The 17,764-nt window shown below is 54.7% G+C and carries 17 protein-coding genes and 2 pseudogenes; 8 read left to right on the forward strand and 11 right to left on the reverse strand.

All coding sequences use genetic code 11. From position 1 onward, the window contains the following. Positions 1 to 11 precede the first annotated feature (11 nt). Entirely contained in the window at positions 12 to 959 is a 948-nt protein-coding gene (locus BMX45_RS17105; protein WP_090910718.1) for a helix-turn-helix transcriptional regulator, read from the forward strand. Positions 960 to 1,053: 94 nt separating this feature from the next. Beyond that, positions 1,054 to 1,215, forward strand: a pseudogene (locus tag BMX45_RS17110) (type B chloramphenicol O-acetyltransferase); the annotation flags it as partial. A 169-nt stretch (positions 1,216 to 1,384) separates the two neighbouring features. Here BMX45_RS17110 and BMX45_RS17115 read toward each other — a convergent pair. Genes BMX45_RS17115 through BMX45_RS17150 form a run of 8 tightly spaced genes read right to left on the reverse strand, consistent with a single transcriptional unit; the run spans position 1,385 to position 9,606 of the window. Further along, complete coding sequence (locus BMX45_RS17115; RefSeq protein ID WP_090910719.1) at positions 1,385 to 2,548, reverse strand: N-acetylglucosamine-6-phosphate deacetylase; 1,164 nt, start codon at positions 2,546 to 2,548, stop codon at positions 1,385 to 1,387. Then, positions 2,541 to 3,332 (reverse strand): glucosamine-6-phosphate deaminase, encoded by a 792-nt coding sequence (locus BMX45_RS17120; protein ID WP_090910720.1) that lies wholly within the window; start codon positions 3,330 to 3,332, stop codon positions 2,541 to 2,543. Before BMX45_RS17120 ends, BMX45_RS17115 begins: the two co-directional genes overlap by 8 nt. A gap of 17 nt (positions 3,333 to 3,349) precedes the next feature. Next, on the reverse strand, positions 3,350 to 4,378 hold the full coding sequence (locus tag BMX45_RS17125; RefSeq protein WP_090910721.1) for a Gfo/Idh/MocA family protein: 1,029 nt from the start codon (positions 4,376 to 4,378) through the stop codon (positions 3,350 to 3,352). Between the two features lie 54 nt (positions 4,379 to 4,432). Next, positions 4,433 to 5,443, reverse strand: coding sequence for a Gfo/Idh/MocA family protein (locus BMX45_RS17130; RefSeq protein ID WP_090910722.1), 1,011 nt, complete (start codon positions 5,441 to 5,443; stop codon positions 4,433 to 4,435). Beyond that, complete coding sequence (locus tag BMX45_RS17135; protein ID WP_090910723.1) at positions 5,440 to 6,306, reverse strand: sugar phosphate isomerase/epimerase family protein; 867 nt, start codon at positions 6,304 to 6,306, stop codon at positions 5,440 to 5,442. Before BMX45_RS17135 ends, BMX45_RS17130 begins: the two co-directional genes overlap by 4 nt. A gap of 55 nt (positions 6,307 to 6,361) precedes the next feature. Next, positions 6,362 to 7,186, reverse strand: coding sequence for a carbohydrate ABC transporter permease (locus BMX45_RS17140; protein ID WP_090910724.1), 825 nt, complete (start codon positions 7,184 to 7,186; stop codon positions 6,362 to 6,364). A gap of 60 nt (positions 7,187 to 7,246) precedes the next feature. After that, positions 7,247 to 8,212: a carbohydrate ABC transporter permease gene (locus BMX45_RS17145; RefSeq protein ID WP_090910725.1), complete on the reverse strand. Its 966-nt coding sequence runs from the start codon at positions 8,210 to 8,212 to the stop codon at positions 7,247 to 7,249. A 29-nt stretch (positions 8,213 to 8,241) separates the two neighbouring features. Further along, positions 8,242 to 9,606 (reverse strand): ABC transporter substrate-binding protein, encoded by a 1,365-nt coding sequence (locus BMX45_RS17150; RefSeq protein ID WP_090910726.1) that lies wholly within the window; start codon positions 9,604 to 9,606, stop codon positions 8,242 to 8,244. 194 nt (positions 9,607 to 9,800) lie between these two features. On the opposite strand from BMX45_RS17150, the gene BMX45_RS17155 reads away from it, so the two are divergent. Together BMX45_RS17155 and BMX45_RS17160 are read left to right on the forward strand one after the other, a co-directional pair. Further along, positions 9,801 to 11,669 carry a sensor histidine kinase gene (locus BMX45_RS17155; RefSeq protein ID WP_090910727.1) on the forward strand — a complete coding sequence of 623 codons (1,869 nt, stop codon included), beginning with the start codon at positions 9,801 to 9,803 and terminating at the stop codon, positions 11,667 to 11,669. Next, a complete protein-coding gene (locus BMX45_RS17160) occupies positions 11,647 to 12,708 on the forward strand; it encodes a response regulator transcription factor (protein ID WP_090910728.1) in 1,062 nt (353 codons plus the stop codon). The genes BMX45_RS17155 and BMX45_RS17160 overlap by 23 nt, the downstream gene beginning before the upstream one ends. Before the next feature lie 17 nt (positions 12,709 to 12,725). Here the strand turns inward: BMX45_RS17160 and BMX45_RS17165 are convergent, their stop codons facing one another. From BMX45_RS17165 to BMX45_RS17170, 3 genes and pseudogenes are all read right to left on the reverse strand, one after another. Next, complete coding sequence (locus BMX45_RS17165; RefSeq protein WP_254778110.1) at positions 12,726 to 13,109, reverse strand: GrpB family protein; 384 nt, start codon at positions 13,107 to 13,109, stop codon at positions 12,726 to 12,728. Continuing rightward, a complete protein-coding gene (locus tag BMX45_RS31830) occupies positions 13,106 to 13,252 on the reverse strand; it encodes a hypothetical protein (protein ID WP_254778111.1) in 147 nt (48 codons plus the stop codon). Before BMX45_RS31830 ends, BMX45_RS17165 begins: the two co-directional genes overlap by 4 nt. 188 nt (positions 13,253 to 13,440) lie before the next feature. Further along, positions 13,441 to 13,988, reverse strand: a pseudogene (locus BMX45_RS17170) (NAD(P)H-dependent oxidoreductase). Between the two features lie 246 nt (positions 13,989 to 14,234). On the opposite strand from BMX45_RS17170, the gene BMX45_RS17175 reads away from it, so the two are divergent. From BMX45_RS17175 to BMX45_RS17190, 4 genes are all read left to right on the forward strand, one after another. Next, complete coding sequence (locus BMX45_RS17175) at positions 14,235 to 14,618, forward strand: winged helix-turn-helix transcriptional regulator (protein ID WP_090910729.1); 384 nt, start codon at positions 14,235 to 14,237, stop codon at positions 14,616 to 14,618. 443 nt (positions 14,619 to 15,061) lie between these two features. Continuing rightward, positions 15,062 to 15,607 carry a PadR family transcriptional regulator gene (locus BMX45_RS17180; RefSeq protein WP_090910730.1) on the forward strand — a complete coding sequence of 182 codons (546 nt, stop codon included), beginning with the start codon at positions 15,062 to 15,064 and terminating at the stop codon, positions 15,605 to 15,607. A 40-nt stretch (positions 15,608 to 15,647) separates the two neighbouring features. Continuing rightward, the gene (locus BMX45_RS17185; RefSeq protein ID WP_090910731.1) at positions 15,648 to 16,799 is read left to right on the forward strand and encodes an MFS transporter; all 1,152 of its coding nucleotides are present in this window, start codon (positions 15,648 to 15,650) and stop codon (positions 16,797 to 16,799) included. 239 nt (positions 16,800 to 17,038) lie between these two features. Beyond that, positions 17,039 to 17,665: a DUF3298 and DUF4163 domain-containing protein gene (locus BMX45_RS17190; protein WP_090910732.1), complete on the forward strand. Its 627-nt coding sequence runs from the start codon at positions 17,039 to 17,041 to the stop codon at positions 17,663 to 17,665. Positions 17,666 to 17,764 lie beyond the last annotated feature (99 nt).

The following is a 17,764-nucleotide window of genomic DNA, read 5'->3' on the forward strand; positions in this document are numbered from 1 at the left end:
GAGCTGATCCTATGTCCAAATCCAAACGTCTCATCGAGCTGATGATGACCGTTAACCGAATGCGAAAATTCACCGTACGAGAACTGGCCGATCAATTCGGCGTATCGTCTCGCACGATTTTGCGGGACCTGCAGGAGCTTAGCGAACTGGGAGTCCCCCTCTATTCCGAGGTAGGACCGCACGGCGGCTACCAGGTGCTGAAGGAACGGGTTCTTCCGCCGATCGCCTTCAGCGAGGAAGAAGCCGTCGCGATGTTTTTTGCCAGCCACGCCTTGCGTCACTATCTATTTCTTCCCTTTGAAGCCGAGTCCTCTACCGCACTTCAGAAATTTTATTATTATATGCCCGGGGATGTGCGCGACCGGATTGACCAGATGAAGAACCGGGTGGATTTTCTGACGCATACCAGACAGCAGAAGGCTGAATCTCTCGGGGCTCTGCTGGATGCCGCCGTCGACCAGCGGGTCGTTACGGTGTTATACGAGAGCAGGGACGGCTATGCCGCGCGAAGCATCCAGCCCGTGGGCATCTATGCAAGCAACGGCTTCTGGTATTGTCCCGCTTATTGTTTTCTGCGCGATGATTTCCGCTTGTTCCGCTGCGACCGCATGCAGTCCGTGGCTGAGGATGCAACCGGCATCGAGCCGCGGGACCACCGGCACATCCATCTGGGGAACTGGAGGGAATACGGGACGGAGAAATCGGTCTATGTCCGGATGGTCGTGGATTTGAGCCGGGAAGGCGTTCAGCGCTGCGAATCCGAGTTATGCCCGGTTCCCCGCATAGATCGGCAGCCGGATGGAAGCGGTCGGATTGACCAAGATATCCCCGCCAGCGAAATATTATATTTTGCTAAATTTTTTATCGGATTAGGGAATGAAGCCACCGTGAAGGCGCCGCAGGAGTTGCTGGTTCGCATCAAGGGGATGCTCGCGGAGATGATGGCGAAGTATGGTTAGAGGAATTGAACGTTCTTTTGGCAAAGAGAATGGATTATTTTATCGGAATCTTGCGGACGATGGTTCGTCGTTTGATCAGGTTTAAGAATGTAGCTATATCGATAAATTGATTATCGGAAATTACGTATGCATCGCAAGCGGCGTCATTATTTTAATGGGTGGAAATCACAACCATCATCCGGAATGGGTAACCGTATACCCGTTTGTCGATCAGTTTGAAGCTTCTTACGCGCCAAAAGGCGATACCGTCATCGAAATTGACTATTATCAAAAAGAAATAAAACCCTGCATTTAAATTTCAGATGCCTCACTATAAATAGGAATGCGAATATCCCTTCTGAATTCAAGAAGGGATATTTGTTGTCTTGGCCTCAAACTTGTGATCATCGTTCACATTCATAACATCCTGTTTATGATTTCAACATCTATCGATCAGCCCGGTAAACCGAACGCCCTCCCTTGACGGTCTCCACGATGCGAAGGCCCTCCTCGCGCTTCTCCAGAAGCACGAAGTCGGCCTGGGCTCCTCTCTTCAGCCTATAGCGTTCCCCTTGTCCCATGGCCTGGGCGGGCAGCACCGAAGCCATGTCCCATGCTTCAGAAAACGTGCACAGTCCCGACCGAGCCAGCCGCCAAACCGCATCGGCAAGCATCATGGCCGAGCCGGCCAGCAGTTCCGGCTTGCGGGCGAGATGCAGTCGGCCTTCAGGAGTCAAGGCGACATGACCGCCGATATGGGTCTCGTATTCGCCTGGCGGCATTCCGCTTAAGTAGACGGCATCGCTGACCAGCACCGCTTTGGATTGCTTGGCGCGGAGCATCACCTTGATGACCGAATCCGGCAGATGGTACCCGTCCGCGATCATGCCTGCCCACAGCTGATCTTGCGCAAGCTGCTCCCATAAATAATTCGGATGCCGCGGCAGCGTCAGATGCGCGCCATTGCCCAGATGGGTGGACATCGTCGCTCCTGCTTCCACGGCTTCCCGAATTTGCTCGGGTGTAGCGGCGGTGTGCCCGATCGATACGATGATTCCCGATTCGACGCACGCCCGGATAAAACCCGCTGCTTCCGGCCACTCTGGCGATAGGGTGACGATCCGAATCCGGTTCCCCGATGCCGCCTGCCATCTCGTAAACAATGCCCAGTCCGGTGCCTTGATATACCGGGAATCATGGGCTCCCCTTGGCCCCTCTTCCGGAGAAAGAAAGGGGCCTTCCAAATGAATCCCGCCTATGCTTGAACCGACAGCTTCATCCTCCAGGCAAGCCGCGTCGATAACCCGCAGCAGCTGTTCGATTTCTTCGTCTCCGTTGGTAATGACGGTGGGGTAGAACAGGGTTAGACCCTTCTCCCATAACCGCCGGGTTGCCTGGATGACCGTATCCGTAGTAAGCGGCAGCGAATTGAAGTCATATCCGTAACCGCCGTTAATCTGAAGGTCGATCAATCCGGGAGCAACCCATATCTCCTCGTCCGCGCCGCGTGGAAGGACTCGCTCGATCCGGCCGTCCGGATTCCATGCCAGCTCCATTGGCTCGCCCGTTGCATAATGGCGGCCTGCCCGAACCCGATCGCGGCTATCCATTCCGAATTTCCCCGTACGACTCCAGGTCGACGTACAGCGTGCAATCCGGATGCCGCCGAAGGATGCTGGCAGGACAAGCCTCGCTTATCTCGCCTTGCAGCGTCCGCTGCACCGCAGCCCGCTTGCTTGCGCCCGGCACAACGCAGAACAGATGGGCACCCGACATTAACGCCGGAACGGTGAGCGTAAGCGCGTATGCCGGAACCTCCTCCAAGCTCGCAAAACAGCCGTCATTCACCTGCTGAAGGCGGCAAGCCTCGTCCAGCTCGACCCGCTTCACCCATAAAGGGTCGGCAAAATCGGCAACAGGCGGATCGTTGAAGGCGATATGCCCGTTCTCGCCAATGCCCAGGACCACCATATCGATCGGTGCGGCGGCGACCAGTCGGCTGTATCTATCGCACTCTGCTTCAGGATCATTCAAACCGTCGATCAGATGCACCTCTCCCGGAGATACCTGATCAAACAGCCGCCGGGATAAAAAGTTCCCAAACCGCTGCGGGGCCGACGGGGTTAGGCCGATGTATTCATCCATATGAAATGCGGTTACCCGGCTCCAGTCCAGTCCTTCCGCTTGAACCAGCGCAGCCAGGCACTCATTCTGGGACGGGGCGGCCGCAAAGACGATGCGAATGCGCTCTTTCTCGGCCAACAGGCGCTGCATGGTCTCGAGGATATCGGCGGCCGCCGCTTTCCCCATCGCTTCGCGCTGGTCATAAACGCGGACCTTCAGTTGATCTTGAACGTGTTCAAGAACAGGCTTGATGTTTCGCTCAGTCCTCATAAAGTCACCTCCATCCCTTACAACGCCGGCGTTCCGGTCAACAATTGAATTTCCTTGCGCTGCCTGGAAGCCTCGTAGGTACCGAGAATGATCTCCAGGGAATGCCGGCCGTCCTCCCCGGTAATGATAGGCTCGCGGCCTTCGCGAACGGCAAGCGCCATATCTTGAATTTGCAGGCGGTGACCGTCAGGTATAACTTTGAACGCATCGAATTCAGGCAGCTGAACTTGTTCACCATCGATTTCAAGGGATACGATCGTATCTTCTTCCATGACAAGCACGCCCTTCTCTCCATGAATGACCAGCCGCTGGCCTTTGCCGTCGCAGGCCGTCGTCGTGATCTCCATGACCCCGAGCGCGCCGTTCGCAAATTCAAGGGCTGCGATAACGGTATCTTCGACTTCGATATTTCGCAGCACGGCTTTGGCCTTCGCCGACAAGGATGCTACGGGCCCAACGAGCCATTGGAGCATATCCACCGTATGTATTCCCTGATTCATCATCGCCCCGCCGCCGTCCATCGCCCAGGTCCCGCGCCAGCCCGCACTGTCATAATAGGCTTGATCGCGGTAGAGCATGACATACGCCGAGCATAAACTGAGCTTCCCGAGGCGTCCTTCTTGAATGACCTGGCGGGCATACCCGGCTTGCGGGGACATGCGCCTCGGAAAGACGGTAGCGAGTAGTACCCCGCTCTCCGCACAAACCTCGATCATGCGCTCGATATCGTCAAGCTTGATCGCCATCGGCTTTTCCACCAGCACATGCTTGCCCGCCCTGGCAACCATCGCCGTTTGCTCTGCATGCATGCCGCTTGGGGTGCAAATGCAGACCACTTCCACATCCTCGCGCGCCAACAGCTCCTCCAATGTGTCGCAGACATCTCCTCCATACGTTTCAGTCAGCTTGGCCGCCGATTCCCGTTTCGTATCGAACACGGCGGCCAGCACGGCTTCCTCCGTGTTCATGATGCCCTTGGCATGGATATCCGCAATAATTCCGCAGCCGATGATCCCGAATCGAACCGGCAGCTTTTCCTTCGTCATATTCCCTCCGCCCCCTCATTCCCGTTCTGTTTGCATCGAAGCCCGTGCTTTCTCCTATTCCCTAATCAGGATCCGTGCTCCCTCATCGGCCATCACCGTAGCCTCCGAGGCTTTGTAAATATCGTCATGCGTGATCAGGCCCGCTTCTCCCGCCACCCGATTCAGAAAATCCTGTGAAAGGGAGATCGCCGGAGCCGTTAAAGGCAAAGAACGCAGCTCTTGATCGGTGATCACAAGCGCTACCTCATCGCTGGACAGCAAGGGATCGCCTTCCAGCCGAATTTCGGCAATGCCGCGCGTCCCCGTAATGAAGATCCGGCCGTCTCCCCAAGTCCAGCTGCCGGCGGGCGTGTGCCAGTCTGCGTATAGCTGTGCCGTGATCCCTCCAGCCATGAATACCTGAACGCCGGCCGCATCGTAGAAGGTCGGGTATTCAGGCAGAATATGCTTCGCCAGATAACCGGATGTCGTCTCCACTTCCCGGCCCGTCAGCCACCTTAACAGGTCGAAATCATGCACGAAGAGATCGTTGATGATGCCGCCGGACTGCCCTCTGTCAAAATGCCAGGCCGGACGTGTTTCCGGATTCAGCCGATGCGGCTTACGCATCGAGATATGGATGATGTCCCCCAATTCACCCGCTCGAATCATCCGATGGACGGTGTGGAGAGAAGGACGGAAACGTTCGGTCAGCATCATGCCTACCTCGATTCTTCCTCGATCCAACAAGCCGCGCAGCCGGATGAGTCCGGCCCGATCCGTTACGGCAGGCTTATCGATCATGACAGGCTTGCCGTGCAGCTCGCACAGCTCAATGACATCCATCTTCTCATCGTTGATGGCCGCGCAGCCGATGATTCCTACGCCTTCGTCTGCCAGCATCGACTCCCGATCCCCCGTCAGCTCCAGGTCGTACCGGTCGGCGAGGGTGCGGGCTAACGTCTGATTGTCCGGTTCGTACACTCCTGCACATTCGTAGCCCAGAGCCAGCATCTCCTCGATAAACATGCCGATGTGGGCATGCTGGCACCCGATGATTCCAAATTTCCGTGCGTTCCCCGTCATCCGGTCGACACCTCCACAGCCTGCAGCCACTCCTTAATGACGAGCAGATCATAGGCGAGCCGTTCCTTCGGCGGATAGGGAGCTGCGCATTCCAGCGTAAGCCAACCCGCATACCGCTGTTCCCGTAATCCCTTGAGCAGCCCGCCGTGATCCACTTCTCCTTCGCCAAGGCGGCATTGCAGGAAGAACTCCTCCCCGTGACGGGTCAAATTCTTGAACGTTCCCGGTTCGCCGCCTTGCCCGATCCGCCGTTCATCCTTGATGTGCACATGGAACAAACGGCTTCCAAGCTGCCGGACCGACTCTTCCCCAAATTTCGTGTCCGTGATGTACATATTTCCAGCATCATGAATCAGGCCAACCTGATCATCGCCGATCAAATCCAAGAGCCGCAGTGCGCTGTCCGTCGTCTCCACCAGGCTCTGGTTGTGAATCTCCAGGACGATCCGTTTGCCGGCGGCACGGGCTTCCTCCGCGCATTTCCGAATCCAGAAAGCCGCCTTGGCATAATGATAATCCTCCGCCTGGAAGGCATTCGGCCCTCCCTGAAAGATCCGGATCATGCCCGCCTCCAACATCACCGCGCGTTCAAGCAGGCCCATGAACTGATCATAGGCCCCGGCACATTCGGCATCCCCGCTTGTCGAGAAATGCCCCATGTAACCTGCCAATGCCGGAATCTCCATACCGTGCCCATCCGCAAGTGCCTTCATTTCGCGAACCCGGGGAAGCGATGCCTCCGGGCTCAAATGCGGTTCGCGGCAGGCGATTTCGATGCCGTCAAAACCGAGTTCGGCCGCAATCGACATCGCTTCATGGATGCTGTAATCGATGAGTGATCCGCTGAATGCCGCTATTTTCATCTCGTCTTTCATCCTTTCGTCTGCATTTTCGCCTTCTCAAGCGCTGAATACGCCGTTATTTAATCCCGGCCATATTATGGTTCTGCACAAAATATTTCTCGGCAAAAAGGAATACCAGCAGGATCGGAACGAGACTGACCAAGGCCGCCGCAATCATGAGCTGTTCATTGCCGGTCCACTGTCCCGACAAGGAGAGTATGCCGATAGGCAGCGTGTATTTCTCGTTCGATGTCAAATAAATGACAGGCGTCAAAATCTCGTTCCACTTGCCCATGAACGTAAAGATCGCCAGCGTCGCCAGCGTGGGCCTGGCCATCGGAATGAAGATCCGCAGATAAATCTGGAACGGATTGCAGCCCTCCATCTTGGCCGCCTCCTCGTACTCCTTAGGTATATTCATGAAAGCCTGCCTCATGAGGAAAATGCCAAACGGTTGAGCCAGCCATTCGATAATCCACAGCGGCGTCAGCGTATCCAGCATGTTCAGTTTGTTAAAAATGATGAAGTGCGGAATGATGATCACCACCGCCGGGATCATCATCGTCCCCAGCACCATCACGAACAGCGCACTTTTCAGCGGGAAGCGCAGTCTTGCGAACGCATACCCGACCATCGAGCAGGAGATCAGGGCACCGACGACGGACAATACGGCTACGAAGATGCTGTTTAGCGTGTAGCCGCCTATATTCCCAAGCTGGAACACCTTGGCGTAATTGGACCATTGGAATACCTCGGGAATCCAGCGAGGCGGAACCGTTGTATATTCCTTGTAGGTTTTCAATGAATTCATGAGCGCCGACAGAAACGGCACGATCATGATGAGCGAGCTGATCCCGATCAGCACGTATCCGATACTCTTTCCCAGCAGCCTTCTTCTCATTGGAGGCTCCTCCCTTCCCCGATGCAGTCCCGCATTTGCAGTTCCATCCTGACCGCTTGATCAGTCATAGTGCACCCACTTCTTCTGAGCCCTTAGCTGTATCAGCGTCAGCAGGAACAGGATCATGAACAGCACCCAGGCAATGGCGGAAGCATACCCCATCCTCATAAACGTGAACCCTTCACGGTATAAATACAGCATCATGACCAGGCTGGAGTTGTTTGGGCCTCCCGCCGAGCTGATGTCGCCCCTGCCGGTCAGCACGTAGATCTGTTCGAATGCCTGGAAGGTAGAGATCGTGCTCATGATGACCACCAGGAATGTGGTCGGCGAGATTAACGGAACCGTAATGTAGCGGAATTTGCGCAGAGCTCCTGCGCCGTCGATCTCCGCGGCTTCATACAAATCCCCGGGAACGCTCTGAAGTCCCGCCAGATAGATGACCATGATATAACCGATCCCTTTCCAGACCGCAATGAAGACGAGCAGCGGGATGGCCAGCTTCGGGTCCTGCAGCCAGCCTTGCCCCGCCAGCCCCAGCTTGGCAAGCAGCGTATTCGCCAGGCCGAAGCGAGGATTAAACACGGCGTCGGCGACGTACAAGATGACGGTCCATGAGGAAATCACCGGGATGAAGTGAGCCATCCGAAACCATTTCAGCCCTTTCAAGCGCTGGTTTAACGCGACGGCCAGCACGAGCGCGAGAAAGGTCTGGAGCGGTACGAACAGAACCGCAAAATACAGGGTGTTCCACAGGGAACGCCAGAACATCGAATCCTCGGCCATGCGCCGGAAATTATCCAGTCCGCTCCACTCGGGCGGATTCAGCATATCGTAATCGGAAAAGCTGAAGTACAGGGATGCGGCGAGGGGACCCGCCACAAAAATGATAAAGTGGAGAAGATAAGGGGAGGCCATGAGCAGCCCCCATCTCCCCTCATGATCCCATTTCCGTTTTCGGGCGGGCTTTCCATTCGGCATCGGATCGGCTTTGAGTGCTGCATTGTCATTTAGCGTATTGTCCATTTCACTCCCGCCTTTCTTCCACCCTTGATTTATTTTTTATAAAAATCATCGAGGACCGCCTGAACGGCTGCGTCCGCTTCGCTTAACGCCTGATCGACGGTTGCATCGCCCAGGAAGGCTCGCTCCGCATGTTCGTTGAATTTGCCCACCCATTCTTCCCATACCGCGTTGTTGTCGAGCGTTTGGGCGAACTCCAGACTGTCCAGGAAGGCCTGGCGGTTAGCCGGCTGCTCTCCCGCCTTGAGGAACACTTCGGATTCCGCTACGGATTTTTTCACGGGCACGGCTTCGCCAAGCTCCGTCCACTGCTTCTGCACATCGTCTTCCGTAGCCCAGTATTTAATCCACTCCCAGGCAGCTTGCGCCTTCTCGTCGCTCGACTTCTGGTTAATCACCCACGAGTTGGCGATGACCGGGGACACCCGCTTGCCGTCAGGTCCCTTCGGCAGCAGCGTCACGTCGTAATTCAGGCCGGCTTCATTCGCTGCCTGCACCCGGGCATAAATGCCGATCCGCATGGCGGCCGATCCGCTTGGGAACACGGCGGTATTGCTCTGGAAGCTCTTCAGATCGACCGGATCGGTAATAATGCCGCGCTGCATGCCGTCGACCATCCATTCGAACGCCTGCTTGTTCTCCGGAGAATTGATGATCGAGTTCTCCGCCTTCTCGTCCAGGGCACCGCCGCCGTAGGATTTCATCACGGAGAACCAGCCCTCGGTAATGCTGAAGAAGGTAAGCCCGAACTGATTCACGCTGGCTGCGTCAAATCCGCTGTCCTCGGCCGTTTTTCCGCCGGCGTCCACCGTCAGCTTGGCTGCCGACGCTTTCAGGTCTTCCCAGGTCCATTCGTCCGTAGGATACGCTACGCCTGCTTTATCGAACAAATCCTTGTTGTAAAACAGCACGCCGACCTGAATGCCCTGCGGCACGCCCCAATAGCGTCCGTCCGCGTCCTTGTTGAAATCGAGACCGTAGTACTCGTCGGCTTTCAGATCCTTGGCAATCCAATCGGTCAGATCCTTGGCGGCACCGCGCTGGGCATATTTCATGACGTAGACGCCGTCGGACAGCCATACGTCCGGCGCCTGGCCGGCCGCGATCTGCGTATCCAGCTTCTGATAGAACTGCCCGTAAGGCGCGCTCTGCGTCTTCACCGTAATGTTCGGATGCTTTTCCTCGAACTGCTCGATCAGCTCCTTCATCTTTGCATCGGAGCTGTCGCTCGAATAATATCCGAGCAGAATTTCTACCTTCTTATCTTCCTCGCCGCCTCCGGTGCCGGGAGATGCGGTGCCGGTCTTACCATCACTGGCATTCCCGCATCCGCTTACAATGATGGATATCAGCAATAAGGCCGTTACCCAGCTGTAGAACCCTTTTCTCTTTTTCACAAATCCTCGCCCCCTATGAATATTGAAATGGATTAATGAGATTGTAGTTGATAACGACCGTCAGCGCCCATGTACTTTCTTATCCCACTTGTGATTTCTTGCCGCGGCATCATGGTTTTTTATTTACAACTTGTGTTTTTTTGCTACAATGTTCCTTACATTCCCTACTTCAAAGCCAGGAAGGCGGAAGAGCGATGAACATCCAAGGCGTTTCCACCGGTAATCTGACCATTAACCAACGATTGTTCGTGCTGATCATCCTATTCATTGGCCTCCCCTTCTTTCTGCTCGGCAGCTTCTGGTACCAGTCGTCTACCGAAGCGATTGAACAGTTTGCCGCAGGCGCCAACAAGCGTATCATCGAGCAAACCAACGTCTCGCTGGATTCTTACATATCCAATCTGGAGAATTCCACCTATCCCTTTATCCATAACCCGCAGATCCAGCAATTTCTCTCGACCACGGAGCTCACTCCCTATGCCTATTTTCAGCTTGCCAAAAAAGTGGAGGACGACTTGTTCGCTCAGATGATCTACGGGAGATCGGATATCATCGGGATCTCGCTCGTCGCCGAGAACAAGCGGCAAATTACCGATTACGAAAGCGCGCCGGGACTGCTCGATATGAGCGAAATCCGCAAACGCAACCGCTCCTTTCAAGAGCAGCTGGACCAATACAACGATTTTCAGATCATCGGCCTCAGCCGGGTAGGAAACACGCCCTCCCTCACCGTTGCCCGGAAGCTCTATGACAATTCATCCTTTCTCTATAAGGGCTTATTGATTGTCGACCTCAATCTGAAGCAGATTGGCGCCATCTGCTCCAACGATTCACTGGGAGGATTTGACGTCTGGATTATGGGCAGCGACGGGCATATGATCTACCATCCGAATCCGAAACAGATCGGGGCCGAAGTCGAGCCCGGGCTGTTATCACGTATTCAGAACCGGGACTCCTCCTTCTTCCGGCATCAAGACGCGGTATCGGGCACCGAGAAGATGGTCCTCCATGAACGCTCGCAGATCACCGGCTGGACGGTTGTCGCCGATCTGCCGCTGAACAATCTCATCGGCGATTTAATCACCCAGCGGAACTACTCGCTTGCGGCCGCGTCGATGCTCTTGATCATAGCATTAGCGCTTGTTGGCGGTTTTTCCTTGTCCTTGACAAGGCCGCTCTCCATGCTGCAGAAGTTGATGGCCCGCGTCGAACGGGGCGATTTCGTTCTTCCCACCCATATGAACCGGTTCCGCAACAATGAAATGACGGCCGTGTTTCAGAGCTTCTACAGCATGACGGGAGAGCTGAAGCGGTTGATCCGGGAGGTCCAGGATTCCCAGCTCAAAGAACGGGAGCTCATGATCAAGCAGAAGGAATCCGAGCTCCGCTCCATGCAGTCCCATATCAACCCGCATTTTTTGTACAATTCGCTGGAGATTATTAATTCATATGCCATCGCGGACGATCATATGGAAATCAGTCGCATGACGCGGGCGCTGGCCCATATGTTCCGCTACAATATCGGCCATGCCGGATCCGTTGTGCCGCTCCGGGAGGAAATGACGCATGTCCAGTATTATCTGGACCTTCAAAGCGCCCGGTTCCGCAAGCTCCGGATCGATATGGACATGAACGAACGGGATCTGGATCGCGTGAACGCCGTCAGGCTGACGCTGCAGCCGATCGTGGAGAATGTGTTCATCCACGGATACCGGGGCAAGAAGCCTTCCTACCTCGGGATAAGCTCACGTGCGGAGGCGGGTTATTATGCGATCGTGATCCGGGACAAAGGGGTGGGCATGACGGCGCAAACGCTGCGGCAGGTCAGGCGAATTCTGAATTCCGGCAAGAAGCCGGAAGGCGGCCTCCTGCGAAACGACGGGGACGAAACCACCAGCGGCATCGGCCTCTTGAACGTCCATCAAAGGCTACAGCTTACCTTCGGGGACGAGTATGGGCTGTACCTTGTGGAATCCGTGCCCTCGGAAGGCACGATATTTGAAATCAGACTGCCATATAGGACTAGCGAGGAGGGGTTTCATGTACCGGATCATGATGATTGATGACGAATACGCCATTCATTTGAGTTTGCGAAAGCTTGTCGAGAGGTCGGGTCTTCGGATCGAGATTGCCGGTGAAGCCGAAGACGGGGTTGAAGCCTTGGAAATGCTGGAGAACAACCGGCCGGACATCATTGTGACCGATATTTGCATGCCTGAAATGGATGGGCTGGAATTTATCCGCCGTGTCCGGGAATCCCATGCACAGATGCATTTCATTATCCTGTCGGGCCATGACAACTTCGAATTCGCGCGTCAGGCCATGCGTTATGGCGTATCGGATTTCCTGCTGAAGCCCATCGACCCGGCCCAGTTCCATGCAACGCTGGAACGTGCCTGCAGGGAGCTGGATGAGAGGAAAGCGCAATTCTCCCGCCAGACGAAATGGACGCTTGCGCAGCAGCGCCATAAAGCCAGGCTCGCCGAGCTGCTGTGGTCTGCCGAGGAGCGGGAGGCCTTGGAACAAACCCGTGAGATCATGGCCCTTTTTGAGACGATGGGACCGAAAGAGGTCAGCCTGTCACGGTACGCCCATATGCTGATATCGGAACTGCTGTCTGCGCTTGAAGAACGCGGGTTGATGCTGAACATGGACTCCGGCGAGGAGCAATGGGCGCAGGATGATCCTCTTGCCTGCCGCCGCCAAACAGAGGATAAGGTCAAGGAAATGCTGGCAGTGATTAAAGGCTCCAGAAATCTGGGATCCCACCATAATATCCAAAAAGCCAAACGATACATTGAAGAAAACTATGCGATGGAGGATTTGTCCTTGCAGGAGGTGGCCGATACGGTGGGGATGTCGGTGACGTATTTAAGCCGTACCTTCAAAAGCGAAACCAATATGAACTTCGTCAAATACCTGGTGCAGGTTCGCATGGAAAAAGCGAGGGAATTGCTTGCGGAGTCTGAGCTTTCCGCTCAGGAAGCAGCCTACCGCGTCGGCTTCTCGGACTATGTCCATTTCAGCAAGACGTTCAAAAAATTTCATGGCCTCACCCCTTCGGCGTACCGAAAGCAGTGCAAGGCCATGAATGGAGGATGAGACAGGCAGGAGTTTAATTAGCTTGTTCTCCCGTACTTCCACTCCTTCGATCTGGCAAGAAGCTGCTCTATGAACGCATTCTTCTCATCGGAGTATCGAAGCAGGGTCCGGGCTCCTTGCGAAACGATCCTTTGTTTGATCTCGCTGTATCGCTCGGCTTCCACGGCATGAGCCCGGAGGTAATCCCGGATCATGATGTTATGGTTCCAGATGTCGCCACGGTACGACACGATATGAACGTTATAGGCGAGCTTTCCTCTTTTGCGGAGGTAAATGCGGCCGGTGATCCCGGATTCGCCCAAGTTCTCGTAACCCATAGCGGCCAGTTTGAGAAGGATTTCATCCGTATGCCGGGCGTTCTCCACGCCCACCAGTATATCGACGATGGGTTTGGCAGTCATCCCCGGTACGGACGTGCTTCCGAAATGTTCGATCGCACCGTATAAGGACCGATCTCCCCGATCAAGAGCCGATGTTCGTCGTTATACTGATCCGCCCACTGCTTGTCATAGGGCTCCAAGTGAATGGCTTCGTCAATGATCATGAAGGAACCTCCTTCGAATGGGTACGTGCGTGCTGGGAAGCTCCTCAAGCCAAAAGCAGCGGGCTCCCGTAAAAGAGCATAGGGCACAGCTTCAGGGCATGCTCACGTACTAAAGTATGACTCCATCATGCCCCTTATGGTTTTAATTGGCAAGAGCCAATGTGCTATGGTTTATGGTCAAGCATGCCTTAATATCGACTTTCCACGACGGCAGGTGCTAGAACCTGCCGCGCATACCTTCCGGCCTCCGCCCGAAGTGTTTCATCGCTTACCCGTTCTACGTTGTAGGTCACGAAGGCAGGCAGATAATGAACTTTGCACCGCTTCAACGTGGCTTGAATCGGCCGCAGCAGCTCACTCGCGGTGTACCAATTGTCCCCGCCTGCCTGATACCCTTGCTCCAATCCTGCCGCCGTCGTGGCCAGCATGAATTCCTTGCCCTTCAGATTGTTGCCTTCCGGCCCGAACGCCCAACCGAAGGTCAGCACGTCATCCATCCATTTCTTCAGCAGAGGCGGGCAGCTGTACCAGTAAAACGGGAATTGGAACACCACCCGATCATACTCAAGAAGGAGCTGCTGCTCCCGCTCGATATCGATAGTCCAATCCGGGTACTCCTTGTAAAGATCCCGGACATCTACATTTCCATTCGCATACAGCCCGTCGTGCTCCATCAGCATTCGATTCGCACGCGAGTTGTTAAATTCGGATGAGCCACAATCACCATGGTTTTCATACTCAGGTCTCTCCTGTCTCATTTGGTTTGTTTGACACCCCCATTATGTTTCGGATCGGTTTCGTTGAAAAGTACGCTCTTTTTCTGTACTTAGTCCGCTCTAGCGTACCTAATCATCCCCTGCATAGTACGATAAAACGTACTAAGTACGAATAAGAATAGTACTGGGTTTAAAACGGATCCTGTGCTACATTACTATCATCCAAGAAACAAAATCGATAACACTTCCAAGCGGGAGATGAGAATATGAAATCAAACGATCAACGGCCTAACACCGACGGCATCCTGACCACCCTGCAATTAATCGGAGGCAAGTGGAAACCGCTGATTCTGTTCATTCTGCTGCAGGACGGAACCAAACGGTTCGGGGAGCTTCGGCGTCTGCTTCCGGGCGTGACCCAAGGCATGCTGACGAATCAGCTCCGTGAACTGGAGCAGGATGGGCTGGTCGTACGCAAGGTATATCAGGAGATCCCGCCCAAGGTGGAGTATTCCGTCTCGAAGCACGGGAAGAGCCTGGACAGCGTACTCACCGATATGTGCACCTGGGGATTTCAGCATCAGGAATATGTCAACAAGGTCAACGGACAGTCTGATGAAAGCCAAGGAAAAAACGCAGGCGGGCTGTAACGAAAATAGCAAACCGGAACAAGGGGCCGGGTATTGCTCGAAATATCGAACGAATGCAGCTATTCCCTGTAGGTGTATGACGTTGTCTGCCGAACACCCCCTGTTACGTCCGGCTTCCCCTCCCTCTTCGCATTCCACAAGCTGTTCCTCTTAGGATGGGCTTCACCGGCTGCTCCTCGGCAGGCTGGTATTTCGTATAGTGCGTTTCATCATAAAACTCCGTTTTAACCCGCAAATGCTCCCTTACCTTTTTTGTGTATCGAAAAAACATTTCAAACCGCTCTCTGCTTATCTTCACCTGCCGCATGTCTGAATGAATAAGGGGCAGGCGTGTGGACCGCAGCTTGAAATTGAATCGCGGAAATTCACTTCCACGTATTGCTTTTTTATGTCGGTACGATATATATTTATATCGTATCGACATATTATTGGAGGTAGGCTGTATGTATGAAATCTTTGTGCTGGGCGAATTAATGACCGGGGACAAACATGGTTACATGCTTCAAGAGATCCTAAAAAATGCAGGCGGGCCTTACCGCCAGATCAGTTCCGGAACGCTGTATCCCCTGCTCTCCCGGATGGTGGATCACGAGTGGATTCATCTCCGTCTGGACGGGTCCGGCGGAGGCAAACGGCCCCGAAAAATCTACGGGATTACCGATTCCGGTCGTCGGAAGTTTCTCGAGCTCATGGAGAAACCACTGGAATACAACATGGATACGGAGCAGACGTTCCATTTCAAAATGGTCTATTTCCGGTATGTTCCGAAAAGGGTTCGACTCGACTGCCTGCAGCAGTATTTGATTTATCTGGAGACCAACCTGAAGCATGTGACGGAATTTGAAGCCGAGATCGCGTTCTATAAACCCGAACCTGAGAAACAGCGGCTACAATTGCTGAGGGTGCTGGATCACCGAAAGCAGATGGGAAAAACGAATATCGAGTGGATCAAGAAAGAAATAGCGGCTGTTAAGTCCGAAGAGGACTAGCGTGCGTTTTTGCATTACATATCAAGGAGGGGATTACTGGATGGAACGTTTATGGACGAAGCCGTTTATTCAGATGACGGTCGGAATGCTGTTTCTGTTTACGGGCTTCTATCTGCTGCTGCCCACGCTTCCGCTGTATATCAAGCATCTGGGCGGCTCCGAGACCCAGGTGGGCTTGGCGGCCGGCGCGTTTACGCTGACGGCGGTGGTCTTTCGCCCGATGGTCGGGGGATTGGTGGATCGGTACGGCAGAAGAGCTTTTTACGTTTGGGGTCTAATCTTCTTTGTTCTTTCGATGTATCTCTACGATTGGGTCGGCAGCATTCTGCTTCTGCTTGCGCTGCGGATCCTGCACGGCGCGAGCTGGGCTTTCTCAACAACCTCCATCGGGACGGTCATCACGGATTTAATCCCGATCTCCCGCCGCGGGGAAGGCATGGGCTGGTACGGTATGGCGATGACGGTGGCAATGGCCATCGGCCCGATGCTGGGTACTTATATCGTGAGCGGGTATTCGTTTCGGACGTTGTTTCTGGTCGCTACCGGGCTCTCCCTGATTGCCTTCATACTTGCCTACATGACCAAAGCCCCTTATCAAGCCAAACCTTCGGCAGGGCGAATTCAGCTGGTCGAGAAATCCGTTCTGCCTGTCACCGCCGCCATCTTTTTCCTGGCCGTTGCCTATGGGGGAATTACGACCTTTCTCCCGCTGTTTGCCGAGTCCATCCGGGTCAATCCGGGAACCTTTTTCCTGGTGTACGCCGTCGCTCTTACCTTGATCAGGCCCTTTGCCGGGAAGCTGTCGGACCGTTTCGGCGAAGCGGCCGTCATCATTCCGTCCCTTGTCGTTACGGCCGGTGCCCTGATCGTCTTAAGCCAATCGAGCGGATTGCCCGGACTGATTACCGCCGCCATTCTGTACGGCATCGGTTTCGGTTCGGCCCAGCCCGCCCTTCAAGCAGCCACCCTGCGCATTGCGCCCGAGAACCGGAGAGGCGCAGCCAACGCCTCGTTCATGACGGCATTCGATCTCGGCATCGGACTTGGCGCCATCGTGTTGGGCCTGGTCTCCGAGCGTATCGGCTATGCCTATCTGTTTACGGTTACGGCAGTGTCTGTTGTCGTATCCTTGGTCATATTCGCGGTCTTTGTAAGAAGACTGCTTACGTCTGGCGTTGCGGACAAAGAGTGAAGGCTGTCCGATCTCAAGCAATCACGCACGCGCACTTGGAACGCCGCGTCGCATTGGAGCGTTCTGTCGCAGTGGAGGACTCTGTCTAACCGAAGCCGTTCTGCCGGGTTAACCGGGCTGCCGACCTCTAAGCCCGCCAGCCTCGGAAGTCCGAACTTCCGGCCCTCCGGCTTCGTAACCTCCGTGCCAGCTTCCGAATAGGCTATCGTATCTGATGTTAGATTGGAGCGATGGTACGCATGGCGCAATATGTACCGCTGGTGAGCATCCATACTCACACGCATACGGCACCCGGTCTCGTGATTCATTATCCTCAGGTATACGGCCTCGTGAATCCTGGAGCGGAAGAAGCCATCAACCGGGCCATTATTGTTCAAATTCAGGATATGCAGCGTGAACAGCAGCAGGTTCAGACCGGCACCAACCCGCAAACGACGGGCACCTTTGAGATTAAAACGAACGAGCGCGGCATTCTTAGCCTCGTGCTGACCAACTACACCTACTCGGAGCATATGGCGCACGGCTATACGGTGACCCAAGGACTGACCTTCTCCACGGCCACCGGACAATCCTATGCCTTATCCGATCTGTTCCGCCCGGGCTCCGGCTATCAAGCCGTCTTGGCCGCCGAAGTGAACCGTCAGATCAAGGAACGCGGCATTCCCGTGCTGGAGAACGTTCCGGTTACCGTTTCGCCGAATCAAGACTTCTATCTGGCCGATAAGTCGCTGGTCATCTTCTATCCGCTGTATGCCATCACGCCATACTATGTCGGCTTTCCGATGTTCCCCATATCGGTATACGACCTCTTGGGCTTGGCGCCCGAGAACGGATTGTTATCGGATCTTGCCGCGGACGTGGCGTAGGAAGCAGCAGCGCATTCAGGCGATATGCAGCAAAAAAAACAAACCCGATTCCCTGGCGCCTTACGCCAGAGTTTCGGGTTTGTTAGTTATCATCGCATG

This window comes from Paenibacillus sp. cl141a, from assembly GCF_900109305.1.
Taxonomy (GTDB): domain Bacteria; phylum Bacillota; class Bacilli; order Paenibacillales; family Paenibacillaceae; genus Paenibacillus_AQ; species Paenibacillus_AQ lautus_A.

Bases quoted from the DNA above. Each gene is read 5' to 3' on its own strand.
- BMX45_RS17185 (WP_090910731.1), top strand. From the start codon at position 15,648: ATGGAACGTTTATGGACGAAGCCGTTTATTCAGATGACGGTCGGAATG.
- BMX45_RS17160 (WP_090910728.1), top strand. From the start codon at position 11,647: ATGTACCGGATCATGATGATTGATGACGAATACGCCATTCATTTGAGT.
- BMX45_RS17175 (WP_090910729.1), top strand. From the start codon at position 14,235: ATGAAATCAAACGATCAACGGCCTAACACCGACGGCATCCTGACCACC.
- BMX45_RS17155 (WP_090910727.1), top strand. From the start codon at position 9,801: ATGAACATCCAAGGCGTTTCCACCGGTAATCTGACCATTAACCAACGA.
- BMX45_RS17115 (WP_090910719.1), bottom strand. From the start codon at position 2,548: ATGGATAGCCGCGATCGGGTTCGGGCAGGCCGCCATTATGCAACGGGC.
- BMX45_RS17105 (WP_090910718.1), top strand. From the start codon at position 12: ATGTCCAAATCCAAACGTCTCATCGAGCTGATGATGACCGTTAACCGA.
- BMX45_RS17165 (WP_254778110.1), bottom strand. From the start codon at position 13,109: ATGACTGCCAAACCCATCGTCGATATACTGGTGGGCGTGGAGAACGCC.
- BMX45_RS17145 (WP_090910725.1), bottom strand. From the start codon at position 8,212: ATGGACAATACGCTAAATGACAATGCAGCACTCAAAGCCGATCCGATG.
- BMX45_RS17125 (WP_090910721.1), bottom strand. From the start codon at position 4,378: ATGACGAAGGAAAAGCTGCCGGTTCGATTCGGGATCATCGGCTGCGGA.
- BMX45_RS17190 (WP_090910732.1), top strand. From the start codon at position 17,039: ATGGCGCAATATGTACCGCTGGTGAGCATCCATACTCACACGCATACG.
- BMX45_RS17130 (WP_090910722.1), bottom strand. From the start codon at position 5,443: ATGACGGGGAACGCACGGAAATTTGGAATCATCGGGTGCCAGCATGCC.
- BMX45_RS17140 (WP_090910724.1), bottom strand. From the start codon at position 7,186: ATGAGAAGAAGGCTGCTGGGAAAGAGTATCGGATACGTGCTGATCGGG.
- BMX45_RS17180 (WP_090910730.1), top strand. From the start codon at position 15,062: ATGTATGAAATCTTTGTGCTGGGCGAATTAATGACCGGGGACAAACAT.
- BMX45_RS31830 (WP_254778111.1), bottom strand. From the start codon at position 13,252: ATGATCATTGACGAAGCCATTCACTTGGAGCCCTATGACAAGCAGTGG.
- BMX45_RS17135 (WP_090910723.1), bottom strand. From the start codon at position 6,306: ATGAAAATAGCGGCATTCAGCGGATCACTCATCGATTACAGCATCCAT.
- BMX45_RS17120 (WP_090910720.1), bottom strand. From the start codon at position 3,332: ATGAGGACTGAGCGAAACATCAAGCCTGTTCTTGAACACGTTCAAGAT.